This is a genomic window from Bacillus sp. SRL543, assembly GCF_984799205.1.
In genome coordinates this window covers 2,592,566-2,609,418 of sequence record NZ_OZ481794.1, presented here as the reverse complement: position 1 = coordinate 2,609,418, position 16,853 = coordinate 2,592,566, and the positions used below count along the sequence as shown (strand labels likewise).

Here is a 16,853-nt window from a genome sequence, read left to right as displayed (position 1 = left end):
GTAAACGCCTTTCCATCAGGACCGTCTTGAGCCAAGCGTAAGCTGGTTATGGCAGAAGCAGCCACAGGACCCCGCGTTCTCAGTCTGCGTCCCATTGTATCCAGGCGGCAGCGCTGTTATTCATAAAATAGACTTTTTACCACCGGCATCAGTACAAGCCGAGCTCAGCAGAAGTACATATAAATTAAGAGAGTGATAAAACTTCACGATGCTTTCAAAACTTGCACTGCCTAAATAGAATTGGGCAGAGTCTGTCAGCAAAAAAATCCAAGGAGTGATATGAGAATGTCAGAACAAAAAAAGAAGAAGTCAACAAGCTATCAGCACAATTACAAGCCGGGCTATACGCCGGACCACTCGGTGAAATATCCGCCGAACTACCCGCCAAACTATCCTTACTGCAAGCCTGAGAACAAAGGTGAAACAGAAACGGTTGGTGCCTTTACCCGTTCTTTCCCGCCGCAAGGCGATTTTCAATTCTTCCCTGTTATTGATGCCAGCGTCGTGCTCGCAGAAGTTCTTCTTGAAGCAGATGTTGAAGCACATATCGAATTGCCTACACCTGCCAAGGAGATTAAATCTATCCGCAAAAATGTGCATCTGACTCAAGCTAAAGTAATTCCTTCTGTTGTCAGAAGAGACCTTGTTAAAGTATTCATCACTGGTGTTGTCCACAAAAACATTCAGTATGTAGAAGAATACAGCGGCTATGTCAGAGATTATGGCGTTGATATCAAATTCAGCACCAACCAGCAGGTCCGCATCTATAATCCTGCTTACTCCAGAACAAGCCAGAAGTCCAGCATCCACGAAAGCCGCTATCTGGATAAAAAAGGCCATGGAGCAGATAAGGACCAATTTGGTTCCTATCATTCCGAGTTTTTCAATGAGCCGATCGAAGTGAAGCTTCTAGGGGCTATCATTAACGAACTTGATCTCGCTAAAGAGCATAATATGTGCGGCAGCTTTAAGAAGATCACAGAAAAAATGGAAGTTGTCCTCTTCTTGAAGCTTCTTCAAAAGCAGCAATACAGCGGACACCGCCGTTTTGGTGCCGAAGATTTTGAAGCAGACGGCATGGAAGCACAAGGACAGTTTGAAGCTTTTCAGGAATTACAGGCTGAAGAGGAATTTGGCCAAGCTGAAAACGGAATCGAAGACAACTACGGAGATGCAAGGTCTGAAAAAGGCGCTGACAGCCTGCGCAAATCACTGCGCGGCCATATGAAGGAAATTCTTCGCAATGCTTACGGCCAAGGCTCTGACCATTAATTAGAAAAACTGGATTGTAAAGAGAGGGACAGGCAGCAGCTTGTTCCTCTTTGTTTACATAATGTTATTATTGTTAATAGAGTTGGTGTCTCTATAAAAGTATTCATGAAAAAAAGCCTTCTCTATGAAGGCTGGGGGAGAAAATAGCGTATTAGCGGTAATCATTCAATCCTGTTCCGAAAATATCGAATTCGGGAGCTGGTCCTTTAGTAGAAGGAGGGACGACAGAACTGCTTCCTGTTAAGCTGATAACCATTTTCTTGGGCTCCACTTCACCTGAACGAATGGCGGCTGCATCAGTTTCTGCCTTGAATGGGTTTTCGATCATGGACATGGCTGATTCAACTCCTCCTGAGTTTTTCATTACACTTTTCAATACCCGGCATGACAAGCTTTAAACAACAAAATGAAAATATAAGGTCATTTGCAATTATTCACTATCTATATCAGCGTGACCTTCACGCTGATGCTGATCTATCTTTCGGACGATTTCAATGATATAGCGGTTCAAAAGCGACTTCATAGTAAGGGTGGCAAAAGAATAATATCCTGTCCAGCCTTTCTGCCATTTGACGAGTCTTGTTCTTCGCTCTGCCCATGATTCAATCCGGAATATAGTAAAGGTTATGATCATCATTTTAAAGAAAAGCCAGAGACCTCTATCTTTACTTGTCAGCTGGTTCGCAAGCAGGGAGGCAGTCGGGTAGAAAAGGTAGTCAAATAATATATTGATGTCGCTCAGCTTTGGCAGAAAACGCACAGGATAGGTAACATATTTCTTGCTTACAACAAACTTATCAATGATCCCATTTGTGTACGCATTGAATAGAAATGCCAAAAGCCAATCTTTGATGGGCGGTTTCCTAAGGGTGAAAAAGAGTATGCAGAAAGAAAGGATAGACATGAACCATAATATTTTTCTGTCTGAGGCATCTCGTCTCATGATTCATCAATCCCTTCTTTTCTAAAAATAAATACACATAAGAGGCATACTTATAGCATGTTCAGTTGTTGAGTTTTTATGAAGCCGGTATGGAGGAAGTAAGAAAAAACACAAAAAAAAACAGGCTGGAGAGCGCTGTTCTTATTTATTCAGGATCGTTGCAATGTCTATTTTCGTCATATCGCGGGCCGCTGCAAAAGTGCGGATCTGCTTAGTCGCCCAGTAGTCATAGAGCCTTGCCAGGCTGTTCCGATCATAAACCTGGTGGGCGTATGAGGCATAAAAATAAACCAGCAGAACATTGATGACTTCCTTTGGCAGCTGCCTGCGGGTGTTCAGGGACCTAAGAGCAAGGTTTTCAAGTCCGCGCACCTTTCCTCCAGTAAGCTTTGTGACCATTTCAAGAGGGGTGGCTGTTTCACAAAAACGGATAAAATCCGGATCATACAAATTATTCAGCATCATAATCTCCCAATTTCGGCTTCTTTTTAAACTATACACGTAATTTTTTCTCCAGTATCATATGTGGCTCAAATGACACATTATCGAGCGGGTTCTGGAATCAGCTGAAGAGGCAGGATAATCGTTACCGTAGTGCCCCGATTCACTTCGCTTTCGTAATCTATCGTCCCATCCATCTCCCTGATGATCTTATTTGTCACCATGCTGCCCAGACCTGTTCCTTTTGACTTGGTCGTGTAGAAAGGAAGGCCAATTTTTCTGAGCTGTTCCTCCGACATCCCGACTCCATTGTCAGAAACCTTCAGGGATACTGTATTTGCCAGCTGGTTGGGCTGGATGGTGATTTTAATAGAGCCATCTTTATCAGTTGATTCGATTGCATTTTTTATTACATTCATAATTGCCTGCTTCATATGGTGCTCGTCCCCGCGGACGAAATGGTGCCCGCCTTCGTCGAATAGGATTGCTGTATTGATATAATTTGCCAGCGGGCGAAGCAGATCAACACAATCCCTGACAACTTTCTCCAGATTCATGGTAGTCAGATTGAATTGTTCAGGCTTGGCAATTTTTAAATAATCTGTAATGATCTTATTTGTTCTGTCTAATTCCTCAAGTATGAGAGGGGAAAAGGATTTGACCTGGTCATCTGTTGTCTTTTCGCTTAAATACTGGATGAAACCCCTGACAGTGGTAAGTGGATTCCTGATCTCGTGGGCGATGGCAGCGGCCATCTGTCCGACCATCGTCAGCTTGTCCAGATATACCACCTCTTCAATCTGCTTATTGGTCTTAATCAGCTTTTCAATTATCAGTACTATACTCCCGAATGTTATATAAAAGGCAGTAAAATACATGAGATAAAACGATAAATCCAAAAATCTAACATTAAAATAAATGACAAGAATATAAAGGATCGCATAAACAGCGAAGGCCGCAGAGCTGACAAGCAATTTATACGAAGTTTCAATATATTTCTTCCGGAAAGCCAGTCCTGTCAGCATAGCGAGAATAGACACCACTACCCCGGTCAGTACAAACGGTCCTCCAATGGCCGCTCTGATCAGGGAGACAACAAGCACCACGATGAGACCGGGAATCGGCCCGGCATAAAGCGAAATGATCAGTATGGCGATCATCCGGAAATCAAAGTGAGTGTCTCCAAGGGTTTCGATCGGATACAGCATGCAGAAAACCGCTCCAAGCGAGCCAATCAGACCGTAGGTGAGCTTATGCTTTAAAGAAAGCAGCTCTTTCAGCTGAAATGGGAAAAATAAATTCGCATTAAAGGTAAATGAAAAAAGTATCGTCATATTTATTAATAGCGTTTTTAGCAAAGTAATCAAACGTGCTCCTCCAAAAATTACCTAATAAAGCAGCATGGAAAACTGCCACCTCTATTATACTCGCATATCCAGGCTTGCGGGGGAATTGTACAAAATTCCTGTTTTTCTGCAGGTGAAAGCTATGTACTGCAGCACCTTGAAGAAAAGCGCATGTCGGACCTGGTGTTTTTTTGTTTTTAGCAGCTTTTTCTGTTTATTAGCAGCTTTTTTCATTTATTAGCAACTTTCAATTTATATTAGCAACTTTGCCAATATATTAGCAACTCGCATCTTCACATATCAAAAAAAAGGCCCAAGACATTGTCCTGGACCCATTCAATCAGGATCGTCCGCCTTTTCCGGCCTGATCGGCCAGCTGGTCAAACGATTTCACTTTTCCATGAGGATGCTGTGTTTCTTTTCTCTGGCGCCACTGTCTTTCTTCCTGCTTTTTAGACTGGGTCATGAGAAGACCTCCTTATTGTGGTATCTCTTTTAGATTTGCCAGCTGGCCTTTTTTCAGTCTGAAAACTTTCTCCCAATTGCTCCTTTTGGTTTAAGGAAATTTTAAGGTTGTTGGGTGATGTCAATCTGCGGGGTATTCGGAATCTTTAAGTCAATTTTGAATTTGTACTCATATTAATTAAATATAGGAAGAATCTGTCCCTAGGGAGTATCACAAACACAAAGGGTACCGATTTATGCAATAAATTGCTTTATGCTCACTGGACCGAAACACAAAACCCCAGAACCACAAAACCTCGCTCATATAGCAGGGTCAAGGCGTTCCTTTTTTGGACAGTGCATCACGGTCTGTTGTTCCTGGAGGCTGCTCGAGCCAGCCGTGCTTGATCATAATGTCTGCACCGCTTTTGGCGAAAATGGCAATTTCAACTGACAGCCGCTCATAGCTTGCAGCCACATCGGTTCGCTGGCTGGCAACTCCCGCAGTCGCGTAATTTCCTGATCCGGAAGCACTCAAAAGGGCCATATGGAACATCATCATCTTATCGGAAAACACCTGTGCAGTTGTATCATACACGGCGATATTCGGTGAACCGACAGCTTGTATATTGCTTTCCAAAAGCAATTTTGAAAAAATGCCGACGTGCTTTTGGGAAATCTCTTTGCCTCTCAGCATAAATTCCTGGACTTCCTTCAATTGAGCAGTTTGAGCAAATGCAGCTGATATTTGCAGTCCGATTGAATTGGTCTGGATATTCAGGGTCAGATGGGAAATTTCCACGGCATTCAAAGGTCTTTTGGTCCCGAAGGGGTTCAGCCCGCTTAAGTATTTCTTGGTATCCACATAATCCGTTTCATGCGGATAAGAGATGTAAGGAGCTCTTATGTAAATCCCTTTTTCGAGCATCAGGCTCGTTGTTTTATTATAAAGCAAGGCTGTTTCGGCCAGGCCCTCAGTAAAGAAATTCCGGATATCGCTTCTCGCACTCATAGAGAGCATACCGCTGTATGCCAGCATTCCCGCTTTTGCCATATGGTTGATATAAGCAAGGCAAAAAGTGTCTGAAAACAGCTGTGGAGCATCAGAGTTGACATCCCCGCTGCTGAAGCCGTCCGGAACAGCCATTTTTTCCTCTTTGAATAAAGGGATCAGATATTCCAGATGGCTGGTGGATAAATCGAGGGCATACTGCAGAGCAGCCTTTATTTCATCCTCTGCAGCATGTGATTTCATATAGCCAAGAACACATTTTGACATGCTGTCATTCATATAAGTAGTCCAGAGCATCGCGATTTCTGCCGATGTAAGAGGTGTTTGCTTTTCCATAGGAAGACTCCTTCAATCAGTATGCTGGTAGTGTTTGCAATTGCTAATAAGATTATTAGTCAGACACCTGAAAAGCTACCTTATGCCGGTGCATTTCCAATTCGCCCAAAAAGATAGAAAAGTTAGACTTTTCTCGTTGCTGTTGACGAAATTTTCTAAATTGGTTATTCTTAGTGGACCGGAAAAATTATATACCTATAATATCTTATCAAGAGAGACGGAGGGGATGGCCCGAAGAAGTCTCGGCAGCGGGTTCAATTGAACACTGTGCCAATTCCATCAGGCAGATGCCTGGCAGATAAGAAGGGAGCCTGTTTATACATACTGTCCTCTTCTATCTGCAGAAGGGGATTTTTTTATTCAGCCAGCTAATACCTATATTCTTATCCAGAGAGGCGGAGGGACTGGCCCGATGAAGCCTCGGCAGCAGGTTCTGTGAACACTGTGCCAATTCCGCCGGATATACCGGAAAGATAAGCCGGGTACAACACCTCTCAGCTTATCTTTGCCGGGAGGTTTTTTAGTGAGTTAATGAGTTAAAGGGTATTTTCGGAATAAGCAAAAAGGGCGGGGATATTGCAATTATAATTCTTACTTTTTTAATAAGATAAATCAGTTTAAAGTGTTAAACAAAAAATAAGTAGTGGAGGAATGAAACCATGAAGAAATTATTTAGTTTCCCGCTGGTTATCCTGGTGTTCGCCCTGGCGGCGCTGACAGGTTGCAGCAATGATGAAGCAGTGCCGGCATCCGGTGGAAAAGACGTTGCACAAGTGTTGAATGCCAATCTTGGAGGGGAGCCGTATACCCTTGATCCTGCCTTTGCATCTGATACAACTTCTTTTTGGGTCATCGATAATCTTTATGAAGGCTTGTACCGCTATGATAAAGATGGAAATGCAGTAGAAGGGGCGGCCAGCAAAGTCGATGTGTCAGAGGACGGAAAAACCTATACTTTCACAATCAGGGACGGCCAGAAATGGTCCAATGGCGACCCGCTGACAGCAAAGGATTTTGAGTTTGCATGGAAGCGTGTCCTTAATCCTGAAACAGGTGCCTATGATCCTTCCAGCTTTTTTTACATAAGAGGTGCAGAAGAATACAATAGGGAAAACGGGGATGCTGAAGATGTGGGAATCACTGCAGTGGACGAGCAAACATTAAAGGTGGAATTGAACACGCCTATTAAGTTCTTCCCTAAGGTCCTGATGGGCCAGGGCTTTATGCCGGTGAACCAGAAGGCAGTGGAAGCTGACGAAAACTGGGCGGCAGGCCCGGAAACAATTGTCACGAATGGTGCTTATACACTAGGGGATTGGGAACACAATAATATCCTTACCCTTAACAAAAGCAGCAATTACTGGAACAGCAAAGAAATTACGATGGATACTGTTAACTTTAAGATGGTAGCTGATGCCAACACTGAGTATCAGATGTATAAATCAGGCGATATCGACATGATCAAGAATCTTCCCGCCGACGCGATAGATATGGAAAAGGATGGCAGGGAGTTTGTAAACTCACCGCAATTCAGTGTTTATACCTATACATTCAATGTTGATCAAGAGCCTTTTAATAACAGCAAAATCCGAAAAGCATTCAGCATGGCAATCGATCGTGAGGCCATAACGAAAAACATTTCCAAAGGCGGGGAAGAGCCTGCCTACGGTTATGTGGGGTATGGTGTGGAAGGTCCCACAGGCAAAGACTTCCGTGATGAGGAAGACCCTTACTATACTTTTGATGCGGAAAAAGCAAAAGCATTGCTTGCAGAGGGTATGAAGGAAGAGAGCTGGAAGGATCTTCCTGCGGTCACTCTGAAATATAATTCAGAAGGGAACCACAAGAATATTGCCGAGGCACTGCAGGAAATGTTCAAAGTTAACCTCGGTGTTGAAGTGAAGCTGGAGAATCAGGAATGGAAAACATTCATTGATACTTTTAAGCAGAAAAACTTCCAGGCTGCACGCATGGGCTGGGTAGGGGACTTCCTGGATCCGTACCCTGTACTGGATCTGTACAGCTCAGGCAGTTCCAGCAACTTTACAAACTGGTCCAACCCTGAATTTGATGAGCTGCTCGACCAGTCGCTGACAGAGCAGGACGAAGCAAAGCGTTTTGAACTGCTGCATCAGGCTGAAGCTGTCCTGATGGATGAAATGCCAATCATCCCAATCTACTTTTCATCTCAAAATGCGGCCGTGAAAGAAAATATTAAGGGAATCCGGTTCAGCCCCCTTAATAATCCTGATTTCCGCTATGCCGAAAAAGTTTCTGAATGATCTGATGCAAAAGGAGCCGGAACCCCGGCTCCTTTTGAAGTTTTAAAGAATGCAAGACTTTCAATAAAAAACAGCCTTTTGAAGCCTGCAGTTTAAGAAGAAGCGGCGGGCATATTGGAAGCTGGCAGAGCAATGATTTTGCCGCCGATCTGGATATGAACGGTATCATTGTAAATAGCCTTAACAATGCCCTTTAGCAAAACAGGTGAATCTACCGCTAATTTCTTTGAATCTTTGCTGATTTCCATGCCAGTATCCTCCCAGGTTTTTAAATTTTTGATAGAACGGCTGAATCAATAAACATATAATTCAATTCTATCTTTATAGCTGAAATCCTGCGTGTTTTTCAAACAAAAGTAAATAAACTCCGCAGCTTTCTTCTATTAATGCTGTCAGCCGCCATTATACATATCTCAGTTTCAAACAATCTTGTAATTTTTATGCGACACGACCGTAATTGGTGTATCTATTTTCAAAAGCAGTGCATCCTCATCGCTGATCTGGACAAGAACGCTTTCTTCTTTGACTTTTACGACCGTTCCGGTAATGGAAAGATCATGCCTTTTAAACTTGATTGTGTCTCCCTCTTTTGCCATAATCGCGACTCCTTATCGTTAAATTTTCAAACCAGTAAAAATAAGACGTAAGGACTATCATAGTGAAATTAAATTCATTATTGCACCATAGGAAACACCTGTCAAACAATAAGCTGAACTAAAGTTCATGTTTTTTGTGCGTCAGGATTTCAGTATCTCTGCTATGTTTTTTATATGATATGATGAATCTGGAGGTGAGGTTTATGGCAGAAAAAAATACCGCCCCGTTTTCTGGGGAATTCCCATCCCTGCCCAAGCAGGAAAGAGCGCTTCAGAAACGGAAGGCTCTGCTGGAAAGCGGAAAGCGGTTATTTATAGAAAAAGGCTACGAAATGACAACAGCAAAAGAAATAGCAGCCGCCGCAGATGTGGCCACAGGCACCTTTTACCGCTATTTTTCTGATAAACGCCAGCTGCTCATGGAACTGCTGCAGGATAAAATCGACTTCTTGACGATTCCGGAGCCCGACTGGCTCAATGGAGACCAGGTGCTGATCCTGGCCCGTCTGCTGGATGAGCATTATAAGAGACTGGAAGAGGTTGGCATTCACCGGGTGCTGCCCGAACTTCTGCCCAAGGATTCAGAACTGGCCGCTGTTTTGCAGGAGGCTCGGAGAAATATACATATGCAGATTGTGCGCGGATTAGAACTGGCCAGGCAAAAAGGGTTAACCTGGGATGATATAGATCTTGATACAGCTGCCTGGTCGGCCCTTGTTTTGGCAGAAAACGGGCCTCATAAAAAAATTCAGAGTTCTTCGCCGGTCAACACAATGGAAGCAGCCCGCATCATTTGCCGGATGATTTTTCCCCCTGTGGCGATTAGACGGAATGATAAGATGAATGATGAAGATATGCTTTAGGAAGGACCAGGCATTTTGCCGGGTCCTTTTTTAGAAACTGGAATATGTGTGATTTACAATAAAGTGTTTCAAAACTGCGGGGAATTTCAGAACTCCCAGTATATACTCAACATATTTCATGTAAATAAAGAATCAAACTAAGACTTTCTGTTTTTTTCAAGCTGCTTCAAACCTCTTTTTGCAGCCTCGACCCCCAGAATGCTTGCACCGATTGCTGCAAGTTCATTGACGAAAATAATTTTCGCCCCGTAATAGCAGGCTGTACCAAACCCCATTTCCAAAGCGAAGAATTTTCTGAGAGCAGAGGCTTCAATGATAATGACAATAAACCGGCTTTTTACTTCCATTTCCTTCACCATCCCAAACTGATTGTTTACTATATGCCCGCTCCAATATGTCCGATTCTTGGCAGCTTCCCGGCTTGTAAAAAAATCCCCTTTCTTGTGCTTTTTAACTTTAGGTTTCATCTTGAGAACATTCAGGGAAAAGCTACTATCATCATCTTGAATTTTTTAGCATCGAGAAAGGGGAAATCATAGATGTCTGGAATTGTATTAGCTGTTATAACAGCGGCATGCTGGGGAAGCATCATTTTGGTCAGCAATAAGCTTGGAGGGAATGACAACAGCCAAACCCTGGGTACCACCATCGGAGCACTTATTTTTGCCGTGACGGTATTTATATTTGTCAGGCCTGAGCTTTCGCCCCATGTATGGGGAGCGGGGCTTGCTTCTGGGGCGCTTTGGTCCCTCGGGCAAAAAAATCAGTTTGGCGCGGTGAAATATCTGGGAGTTGCTAAGACTACACCGCTTTCAACGGGCCTTCAGCTGCTCGGGACAAGCTTTTTTGGGATCGTCGTATTTAATGAATGGTCGACCGGGCTGCAGATCACGCTTGGCGTTATCGCACTTGTTCTCATCATCGGCGGGGCGGTGATGACATCATGGGGGCAGAAGGGCGAGAATGATGAATCCAAAAATCTGAAAAAAGGGCTCGTAACGCTCCTTATTTCGACTGTTGGCTTTGTTGGCTATGTAGTCATCATCAATTGGCTTGAAATTGATGGATGGTCTGCGCTCCTTCCCCAGGCGCTCGGGATGATCATCGGCGGCATCGTGCTGACGATCAGGAATAAACCGTTCAATAAATATGCGGTGCGGAATATTCTGACAGGACTTATTTGGGCAACCGGAAATCTTACACTCCTGCTGTCGCTTCCGAAAATCGGCGTGGCGACAAGCTTCTCGCTTTCCCAGACAGGGATAGTCATCTCTACGCTGGGGGGAATCTACCTTCTTGGCGAGAAAACGTCAAAAAAGCAAACGGTACTTATTATAACAGGATGCCTGCTCATCATTGCAGGCGGTGTGCTGATCGGATTTACAAAAGGATAAACAAAGGAGAATGGACATGTATAAAGACCTTGAAGGAAAAACAGTCGTCATAACAGGAGGAAACTCGGGGCTCGGCCGGGCAATGGCCGAACGGTTCGGAGCAGAAAAATCGAATGTCGTCATCAATTATCACAGCAGTGATGACAATATTGACGAAATAATCGAGATCATTGACAAGGCGGGGGGCAAGGCTACCAGCATCCAGGGAGATGTCGGCAATGAGGAAGATATCAAGCGGATCATCAAGCATGCAGTCCATACCTTTGGTTCACTGGATGTTATGGTCAATAACGCCGGAATTGAAAATGAAGTGCCTTCAGAAGAACTGTCACTCGATGATTGGAATAAAGTCATCAACACAAATCTGACAGGGCAGTTCCTTGGCTCCAGGGAAGCAATCAATTATATGCTGGAAAACGATGTTAAGGGCTCTATCATCAATATGTCATCCGTCCACCAGCGCATTCCATGGCCGCATTTCGTCCACTATGCTGCCAGCAAGGGAGGCGTAAAGCTGATGACCGAAACACTCGCGCTCGAATTCGCCCCTAAAGGAATACGGGTAAACTGCATCGCACCTGGTGCCATCGACACACCGATCAATGCAGAGAAATTCTCTGATCCGGAGCTTGAAAAAGGCGTGCTGGAACTGATCCCGATGGGGTATATCGGAAAGCCTGAAGAAATAGCCGCCTGCGCTGCCTGGCTCGCTTCAAAGGAAGCAAGTTATGTAACCGGGCTGACACTTTTTGCGGACGGCGGGATGACGCAGTATCCGGGATTCCAGGCAGGGAAAGGATAAAAAAGGGTATTTTTATAACCATTTTTAAAGAGGGTACGGAGAGAGAATATTCCGTACCCTTTTTTTTGTTTTCTTCTTTACAATTCTTTAACGAACGGCTCTTAGCAGAAAACCTGTCGATAGCAGCGGAAGGTAAGACTACCAATAAGAATCTGCAATACTTAAACAAAGAGCCTTTTATAGATATTAATTCCATACATGACATTTATCATGTCCCCCGCATGACATGTATGTCTTACACCAAACTGCTCTATATTACATAATGGAATTAGCAAGAACGAACGAGGAGGAATATCTTTTATGGAAAAAAAGACGTCAAAACCTGGCAAATTATCGAGGAAAAATATCTCTCCTTATGAAAAAGCAGATACAAAGAGCAGTATTACCCAATTAATGAACACGCTGGTGCCATTTTTTCTCATTTGGTATCTGGCTTATGAATCCATGCAAATATCTTATCTGATCACCTTTATTTTGACTGTTGTGAATGCAGGATTTCTGGTGCGTATTTTCATCATTTTCCATGACTGCTGCCATAACTCTTTCTTCAAAAGCAAGAAAGCAAATGAAGTGCTGGGCATCATCACAGGTGTGATGACACTCTTCCCTTTCCATCAATGGAGACACAGCCATTCCGTCCATCATGCGACAAGCAGCAACCTGAATAAAAGGGGTACCGGGGACATCTGGGTCATGACCGTTGATGAATACATGGAGGCAAGCCCATGGCAGCGTGTGCAGTACCGCCTTTACCGCAATCCGCTTGTTATGTTCGGGCTGGGACCGATTTATGAGTTCCTTGTCGTACAGCGGTTCAACCGTAAGGGAGCTCGCCCTAAGGAGAGAATGAACACCTATATCACCAATATCCTGATTATCCTGGTGATTGCAATCATGTGCTGGCTTGTTGGCTGGAAGGCATTCCTTCTGATCCAGGGACCGATCTTCTATATCTCCGGAGCACTTGGGATCTGGCTGTTTTATGTGCAGCATCAGTTCGAGGATTCTTATTTCGAGAAAGACGAAGAATGGGAATTTGTCAGGGCCGCAGTTGACGGAAGCTCTTTTTATAAGCTGCCGAAACTCCTGCAGTGGCTGACCGGCAATATCGGCTTCCACCATGTCCACCATCTAAGCCCTAGGGTGCCGAACTATTATCTTGAGGATGCCCATAATATGGAACCGATGCTCAAAAATGTGCAGACAGTAACTCTTGCAACAAGTTTAAAGTCGCTGAAATACCGATTGTGGGATGAAAAGAACCGCAGTTTTGTTTCTTTCAGGGAAATCCAGCACCTGCTGAAAGCGCAGAAGAAGAAAAGCGTTTCAGTATAAAAAGCCATTTCAAAGGACGGAGCCCGGAATGAAGGCTCTGTCCTTTTTCGAAAACAAATTTTTATGTAAAATAAGGATACAAATGATATTGGAGTTGTATAATGAAGAAAAAATTGCTTGTCTTTAACAGCAGCACAGGGATTTCACCGTACATCTGGGCAATTTTGACGATACTGCCCTTTTATTTCATATTTCAGTCTTCTTCAACAGCGGAAATCGTTGCCGGCATCATTCTGACTGTCATCTTTTATTTATGCTTCCGGCTGGCCTTCCTTTCAAGGGGCTGGACCGTCTATATCTGGGCCGTCGTTCTGATCGGCATCTCGTCAGCAATGACAACACTGTTCGGCTATGTGTATTTTTCCTTTTTTATCGCCTATTTTATTGGCAATATGTCAGCAAAGGTGCCATTTGCCATTTTATATATCCTTCACCTGGTAGGCTCATCTGCAGCGATCAATTACCAGTTTATCCTGCAGGACCCTTTATTCCTGAAGCAGATACCGTTTATCATCATCAGCTGGCTCAGCGTTATTCTCCTGCCTTTCAGCATCAAAAACCGCAACATGCGGGGCAAGCTGGAGTCGCAGCTTGAAGATGCGAATAAACGGATTTCAGAGCTCGTGAAGATGGAAGAGAGGCAGCGGATTGCCAGGGATCTCCACGATACACTCGGCCAGAAGCTGTCGCTTATAGGTCTGAAAAGCGATCTCGCGGGGAAATTGGTCTATAAAGACCCGGAGCAGGCCCGTTCCGAACTGAAGGATGTTCAGCAGACAGCCAGGACCGCCCTGAATGAGGTCAGGAAGATGGTCTCGCAGATGAGGGGGATCCGGCTGAAGGAAGAAGTAGTCCTGATTGAACAAATACTGGAAGCTGCTGAGATCTCGTTTGTGCTTGAACAGGAGCGGCAGCTTGTCAATGTTTCTCTATTCGTGGAAAATATCCTCAGCATGTGCCTGAAGGAGGCAGTGAATAATGTGGTGAAGCATTCCAATGCTACTGAAGTCATCGTAGAAATCAGGCAGGCAGATGATGAAACCACAGTCACAGTGAGGGACAATGGTGTGGGTATAGACCCTGACCGGGATATCGGCAAAGGAAGCGGCCTGCTCGGGATCAGGGAGCGTGCCGAATTTGTCAATGGCACTATGGAGGTGTACCAGGACAATGGAACGTCACTGGTCGTCCGGGTGCCGAATGTTGTGAAGATTAGACAGAAGGAGGAGCTGCAATGATAAGGATCGTCATAGCGGAAGATCAGCGCATGATGCTCGGTGCGCTTGGTTCGCTGCTGAGCCTTGAGGAAGATATGGAGGTTGTCGGCAAGGCGGGCAATGGCGAGGAAGCTGTCGCCCTGGTCGATAGGCACCAGCCGGATATCTGCATCATGGACATCGAGATGCCGCTGAAGACCGGCCTTGAGGCAGCAGAAGAGCTGAAGGGCAAATGCAAGGTCATCATCCTTACCACCTTTGCCAGGACCGGCTACTTCCAGTCAGCCATTAAAGCCGGTGTCAGCGGATATCTGCTGAAAGACAGCCCGAGTGAAGAGCTGGCAGGCAGCATCCGCAGTGTCATGGCTGGCCGCCGCATTTACGCGCCAGAGCTTATGGATGATATGTATGCCGAAGAAAATCCGCTGACAGAACGGGAAAAAGCAGTGCTAGAACTGGTCGCAGACGGAAAAAATACGAATGAGATTGCAGAAGAGCTTTCCATTAAAAGCGGGACCGTGCGAAATTATGTGTCCGCAATTCTGGATAAACTTGAAGTACAGAATCGAATTGAAGCCATCACGCGTTCGCGCGAAAAGGGCTGGTTTAAATAATGAGAAGAGCAGGATGGATTCCGGCTCTTTTTTTTAGTGTTGGTTTGGTAATATTTGTAAAACGGAAAAGTTATTGCTGATTTTAGGTATTTTCGCAGAATTCTTCTGGTTTCAGGCGAAAAATAGAAAATTCAGGATCAGGCTCCATACCTTCTAAGTTCAGGTATTACCCTCAATCAAGGCAGAGCCGCCATATTTTTTGTGAATTATGCATGAAATACATAATCACCAGAAAAATTCCCTGTTTTTTGACCCTTTTTACATCTGTGTTGCGTCTATATTACAAACGGCTTTTTGTGCAGCAAGGAGGGAGCCCTTGAATCCTGACATCGATAGAGATTGGCATAAGATTTCAAAAGACGAAGCCATAGAATATGCTATGGATTTGTATGGCGAGAAACTAAAGAGATTTATTTATACATATACGAAAAGCTGGGCACAGACTGAGGATTTGCTCCAGGAGGTATTCTTGAGCGTCTATATGAATCTTGAAAACTTTAAGGGAGAATCATCATTTAAGACTTGGATTTACCGGATTGCCGCAAATAAATGCAAAGACTACCAGCGGAGCTGGCATTATATTCATCTTCATCTGACAGATAAGCTTTTCTGGTTTGAAAGAAACAGGGAGAAATCGGCCGAGGATGAGCTGGTTGAAAAGGATGGATTGGAAAACTTGATGGAAAACATCCTGGATCTGCCTGTTAAATACAGGGAAGTGATTCTTCTTTATTATATAAAAGAATTTTCGATGCCGGAGGTTGCTGATATCCTGGGCCTTCATCCAGAAACGGTCAAAACGAGGATCAGGAGAGGCAGGGAGAAGTTGAAAGTCTTTTATTCTGCAGGAGAAGGGAATGAATTCAGTGGATGACAGGCCGGAAGGTTTAAAGCAGCATTTTAATCGTTATATCTCAAAAGATCCTGTTTTTACCGAGAAAGATAAAAGGCTGATCAGGCAAAGGATTGCGGCAGAGAAGGAAAAGAAAGCGACACATTATTTAACCTTTTTTCCAAGGGCAGCAGCATGGCTCACAGCAGGGGTGTTCTTCCTGGCTGCAGGCGGATTTGCCGGATACCACTTGGGCCTTCTCCAGACAGAGAAACACAGCGGGCAGCAGGAAACTGTTAGAGAGGTCATCCCATTCGTCTCCGGCGGGAATATTTTTGACCCGGAGGATGCTGAGGCGGGCGACAGGATAGCGGGAATGGATCTGTCGCAGCTTGAGAGTGAGGGCAGGCAAGGAACTTTCCAGACAGTATATGCCGAATTCAAGGGAGAAAAGCTTTTAACCGGCACAGTTCACAGCTTTGGAGTCTCATCCGGCTTCCTGGAAGGTCAATTCTTTTTTAAACCAGATGCAGAATCGTCCGCACTTCTGCCCCGTTTTAAGGGTGACACAAGGGAAAGCTGGATTACTTTTGAGAATCAGGGGGATTTTGCAGACAATATGAAATCAGCGGCAGAAAAAGGCGTCAAGGTGGCAGTCATGATAGACTCTTATACTATCCGATTTGCACCCTCTGATTCAAACAATACTGCCAGGTTGAAGTCTGTTAAAACCAAAATGACACCAATTTCCATAAAACAGGAAGGAAAAACCGTCATTCCTATGGAAGTAGGAAAGGGGACGGCTTCCATTACGATGGATGGCCCCCATTCATTCACTGGAAGACTATATATTGAAGAGCTCAGCCCTTCCCGGCGGTATACGATTGCACTAAAATCATCAAACGCTGGTGTCATGTTCGGACCCGCTGAAAATATTGAGATAGGGGAAGGGACTATTGAAGAAGATATTTATTTTATTCCTTCCGCGGAAGGCAGGCTCGAGGTATCGATGGCTAATCCTGTCCGCATTCTTGAAGGCGGGGGTGAATTCGTTCTGATTCTGCAGGCAGAGGATGATTTGGCTGACTTGTCTGTCTCCTTGCCATTTCAATTCAGCAAATAAA

19 protein-coding genes and 2 riboswitches are annotated in these 16,853 nt (G+C 44.5%); of the genes, 10 read left to right on the top strand and 9 right to left on the bottom strand.

Annotation, left to right across the window (positions count from 1 at the left end):
* Window positions 1-285 precede the first annotated feature (285 nt).
* Window positions 286-1,272 (top strand): CsxC family protein, encoded by a 987-nt coding sequence (locus tag AC4E8B_RS13180; RefSeq protein ID WP_490213846.1) that lies wholly within the window; start codon window positions 286-288, stop codon window positions 1,270-1,272.
* Between the two features lie 151 nt (window positions 1,273-1,423).
* Here AC4E8B_RS13180 and AC4E8B_RS13175 read toward each other — a convergent pair whose 3' ends face one another.
* The 6 genes from AC4E8B_RS13175 to AC4E8B_RS13150 form a co-directional block, all read right to left on the bottom strand.
* Window positions 1,424-1,636, bottom strand: coding sequence for a hypothetical protein (locus tag AC4E8B_RS13175; RefSeq protein WP_490213845.1), 213 nt, complete (start codon window positions 1,634-1,636; stop codon window positions 1,424-1,426).
* A gap of 66 nt (window positions 1,637-1,702) precedes the next feature.
* Window positions 1,703-2,215: a CBO0543 family protein gene (locus AC4E8B_RS13170; protein ID WP_490213844.1), complete on the bottom strand. Its 513-nt coding sequence runs from the start codon at window positions 2,213-2,215 to the stop codon at window positions 1,703-1,705.
* Window positions 2,216-2,356: 141 nt separating this feature from the next.
* Entirely contained in the window at window positions 2,357-2,680 is a 324-nt protein-coding gene (locus AC4E8B_RS13165; protein WP_490213843.1) for a hypothetical protein, read from the bottom strand.
* Window positions 2,681-2,757: 77 nt separating this feature from the next.
* Window positions 2,758-4,023 (bottom strand): ATP-binding protein, encoded by a 1,266-nt coding sequence (locus tag AC4E8B_RS13160; RefSeq protein WP_490213842.1) that lies wholly within the window; start codon window positions 4,021-4,023, stop codon window positions 2,758-2,760.
* A 319-nt stretch (window positions 4,024-4,342) separates the two neighbouring features.
* A complete protein-coding gene (locus AC4E8B_RS13155; protein WP_490213841.1) occupies window positions 4,343-4,468 on the bottom strand; it encodes a DUF6254 family protein in 126 nt (41 codons plus the stop codon).
* Window positions 4,469-4,780: 312 nt separating this feature from the next.
* Window positions 4,781-5,794: a DUF3231 family protein gene (locus AC4E8B_RS13150; protein WP_490213840.1), complete on the bottom strand. Its 1,014-nt coding sequence runs from the start codon at window positions 5,792-5,794 to the stop codon at window positions 4,781-4,783.
* Window positions 5,795-5,996: 202 nt separating this feature from the next.
* Window positions 5,997-6,099, top strand: a riboswitch (SAM riboswitch).
* A gap of 75 nt (window positions 6,100-6,174) precedes the next feature.
* A riboswitch (SAM riboswitch) is annotated at window positions 6,175-6,274 on the top strand.
* Window positions 6,275-6,453: 179 nt separating this feature from the next.
* Between AC4E8B_RS13150 and AC4E8B_RS13145 the strand changes: the two genes are divergently transcribed.
* Window positions 6,454-8,076, top strand: a complete 1,623-nt coding sequence (locus AC4E8B_RS13145; RefSeq protein ID WP_490213839.1) for a peptide ABC transporter substrate-binding protein — start codon at window positions 6,454-6,456, stop codon at window positions 8,074-8,076.
* 92 nt (window positions 8,077-8,168) lie between these two features.
* Here the strand turns inward: AC4E8B_RS13145 and AC4E8B_RS13140 are convergent, their stop codons facing one another.
* Entirely contained in the window at window positions 8,169-8,324 is a 156-nt protein-coding gene (locus tag AC4E8B_RS13140; RefSeq protein WP_490213838.1) for a hypothetical protein, read from the bottom strand.
* A 171-nt stretch (window positions 8,325-8,495) separates the two neighbouring features.
* Complete coding sequence (locus AC4E8B_RS13135) at window positions 8,496-8,672, bottom strand: DUF2187 family protein (protein ID WP_490213837.1); 177 nt, start codon at window positions 8,670-8,672, stop codon at window positions 8,496-8,498.
* A gap of 203 nt (window positions 8,673-8,875) precedes the next feature.
* On the opposite strand from AC4E8B_RS13135, the gene AC4E8B_RS13130 reads away from it, so the two are divergent.
* Window positions 8,876-9,535, top strand: a complete 660-nt coding sequence (locus AC4E8B_RS13130; protein ID WP_490213836.1) for a TetR/AcrR family transcriptional regulator — start codon at window positions 8,876-8,878, stop codon at window positions 9,533-9,535.
* A 137-nt stretch (window positions 9,536-9,672) separates the two neighbouring features.
* Here the strand turns inward: AC4E8B_RS13130 and AC4E8B_RS13125 are convergent, their stop codons facing one another.
* Window positions 9,673-10,002 carry a hypothetical protein gene (locus AC4E8B_RS13125; RefSeq protein ID WP_490213835.1) on the bottom strand — a complete coding sequence of 110 codons (330 nt, stop codon included), beginning with the start codon at window positions 10,000-10,002 and terminating at the stop codon, window positions 9,673-9,675.
* Window positions 10,003-10,074: 72 nt separating this feature from the next.
* Here AC4E8B_RS13125 and AC4E8B_RS13120 point away from each other — a divergent pair, with 72 nt between their 5' ends.
* The 7 genes from AC4E8B_RS13120 to AC4E8B_RS13090 all read left to right on the top strand — a co-directional run bounded on the left by AC4E8B_RS13120 (window position 10,075) and on the right by AC4E8B_RS13090 (window position 16,852).
* Window positions 10,075-10,929 carry a GRP family sugar transporter gene (locus tag AC4E8B_RS13120; protein WP_490213834.1) on the top strand — a complete coding sequence of 285 codons (855 nt, stop codon included), beginning with the start codon at window positions 10,075-10,077 and terminating at the stop codon, window positions 10,927-10,929.
* 16 nt (window positions 10,930-10,945) lie between these two features.
* Complete coding sequence (locus AC4E8B_RS13115) at window positions 10,946-11,731, top strand: glucose-1-dehydrogenase (protein WP_490213833.1); 786 nt, start codon at window positions 10,946-10,948, stop codon at window positions 11,729-11,731.
* 300 nt (window positions 11,732-12,031) lie between these two features.
* Window positions 12,032-13,066 (top strand): Delta(5) desaturase DesA, encoded by a 1,035-nt coding sequence (gene desA, locus AC4E8B_RS13110; RefSeq protein WP_490213832.1) that lies wholly within the window; start codon window positions 12,032-12,034, stop codon window positions 13,064-13,066.
* Between the two features lie 101 nt (window positions 13,067-13,167).
* Window positions 13,168-14,304: a sensor histidine kinase gene (locus AC4E8B_RS13105; protein ID WP_490213831.1), complete on the top strand. Its 1,137-nt coding sequence runs from the start codon at window positions 13,168-13,170 to the stop codon at window positions 14,302-14,304.
* Complete coding sequence (locus AC4E8B_RS13100) at window positions 14,301-14,897, top strand: response regulator (RefSeq protein ID WP_490213830.1); 597 nt, start codon at window positions 14,301-14,303, stop codon at window positions 14,895-14,897. The genes AC4E8B_RS13105 and AC4E8B_RS13100 overlap by 4 nt, the downstream gene beginning before the upstream one ends.
* Window positions 14,898-15,213: 316 nt before the next feature.
* Window positions 15,214-15,771 (top strand): sigma-70 family RNA polymerase sigma factor, encoded by a 558-nt coding sequence (locus tag AC4E8B_RS13095; RefSeq protein WP_490213829.1) that lies wholly within the window; start codon window positions 15,214-15,216, stop codon window positions 15,769-15,771.
* A complete protein-coding gene (locus tag AC4E8B_RS13090; protein WP_490213828.1) occupies window positions 15,755-16,852 on the top strand; it encodes a hypothetical protein in 1,098 nt (365 codons plus the stop codon). The genes AC4E8B_RS13095 and AC4E8B_RS13090 overlap by 17 nt, the downstream gene beginning before the upstream one ends.
* Window position 16,853 lies beyond the last annotated feature (1 nt).

Excerpts from the sequence above, each read along its gene's own strand:
- AC4E8B_RS13180 (WP_490213846.1), top strand. The coding sequence starts at position 286 with ATGTCAGAACAAAAAAAGAAGAAGTCAACAAGCTATCAGCACAATTAC.
- AC4E8B_RS13175 (WP_490213845.1), bottom strand. The coding sequence starts at position 1,636 with ATGAAAAACTCAGGAGGAGTTGAATCAGCCATGTCCATGATCGAAAAC.
- AC4E8B_RS13170 (WP_490213844.1), bottom strand. The coding sequence starts at position 2,215 with ATGAGACGAGATGCCTCAGACAGAAAAATATTATGGTTCATGTCTATC.
- AC4E8B_RS13165 (WP_490213843.1), bottom strand. The coding sequence starts at position 2,680 with ATGATGCTGAATAATTTGTATGATCCGGATTTTATCCGTTTTTGTGAA.
- AC4E8B_RS13155 (WP_490213841.1), bottom strand. The coding sequence starts at position 4,468 with ATGACCCAGTCTAAAAAGCAGGAAGAAAGACAGTGGCGCCAGAGAAAA.
- AC4E8B_RS13150 (WP_490213840.1), bottom strand. The coding sequence starts at position 5,794 with ATGGAAAAGCAAACACCTCTTACATCGGCAGAAATCGCGATGCTCTGG.
- AC4E8B_RS13145 (WP_490213839.1), top strand. The coding sequence starts at position 6,454 with ATGAAGAAATTATTTAGTTTCCCGCTGGTTATCCTGGTGTTCGCCCTG.
- AC4E8B_RS13140 (WP_490213838.1), bottom strand. The coding sequence starts at position 8,324 with ATGGAAATCAGCAAAGATTCAAAGAAATTAGCGGTAGATTCACCTGTT.
- AC4E8B_RS13135 (WP_490213837.1), bottom strand. The coding sequence starts at position 8,672 with ATGGCAAAAGAGGGAGACACAATCAAGTTTAAAAGGCATGATCTTTCC.
- AC4E8B_RS13130 (WP_490213836.1), top strand. The coding sequence starts at position 8,876 with ATGGCAGAAAAAAATACCGCCCCGTTTTCTGGGGAATTCCCATCCCTG.
- AC4E8B_RS13125 (WP_490213835.1), bottom strand. The coding sequence starts at position 10,002 with ATGAAACCTAAAGTTAAAAAGCACAAGAAAGGGGATTTTTTTACAAGC.
- AC4E8B_RS13120 (WP_490213834.1), top strand. The coding sequence starts at position 10,075 with ATGTCTGGAATTGTATTAGCTGTTATAACAGCGGCATGCTGGGGAAGC.
- AC4E8B_RS13115 (WP_490213833.1), top strand. The coding sequence starts at position 10,946 with ATGTATAAAGACCTTGAAGGAAAAACAGTCGTCATAACAGGAGGAAAC.
- desA (WP_490213832.1), top strand. The coding sequence starts at position 12,032 with ATGGAAAAAAAGACGTCAAAACCTGGCAAATTATCGAGGAAAAATATC.
- AC4E8B_RS13105 (WP_490213831.1), top strand. The coding sequence starts at position 13,168 with ATGAAGAAAAAATTGCTTGTCTTTAACAGCAGCACAGGGATTTCACCG.
- AC4E8B_RS13100 (WP_490213830.1), top strand. The coding sequence starts at position 14,301 with ATGATAAGGATCGTCATAGCGGAAGATCAGCGCATGATGCTCGGTGCG.
- AC4E8B_RS13090 (WP_490213828.1), top strand. The coding sequence starts at position 15,755 with ATGAATTCAGTGGATGACAGGCCGGAAGGTTTAAAGCAGCATTTTAAT.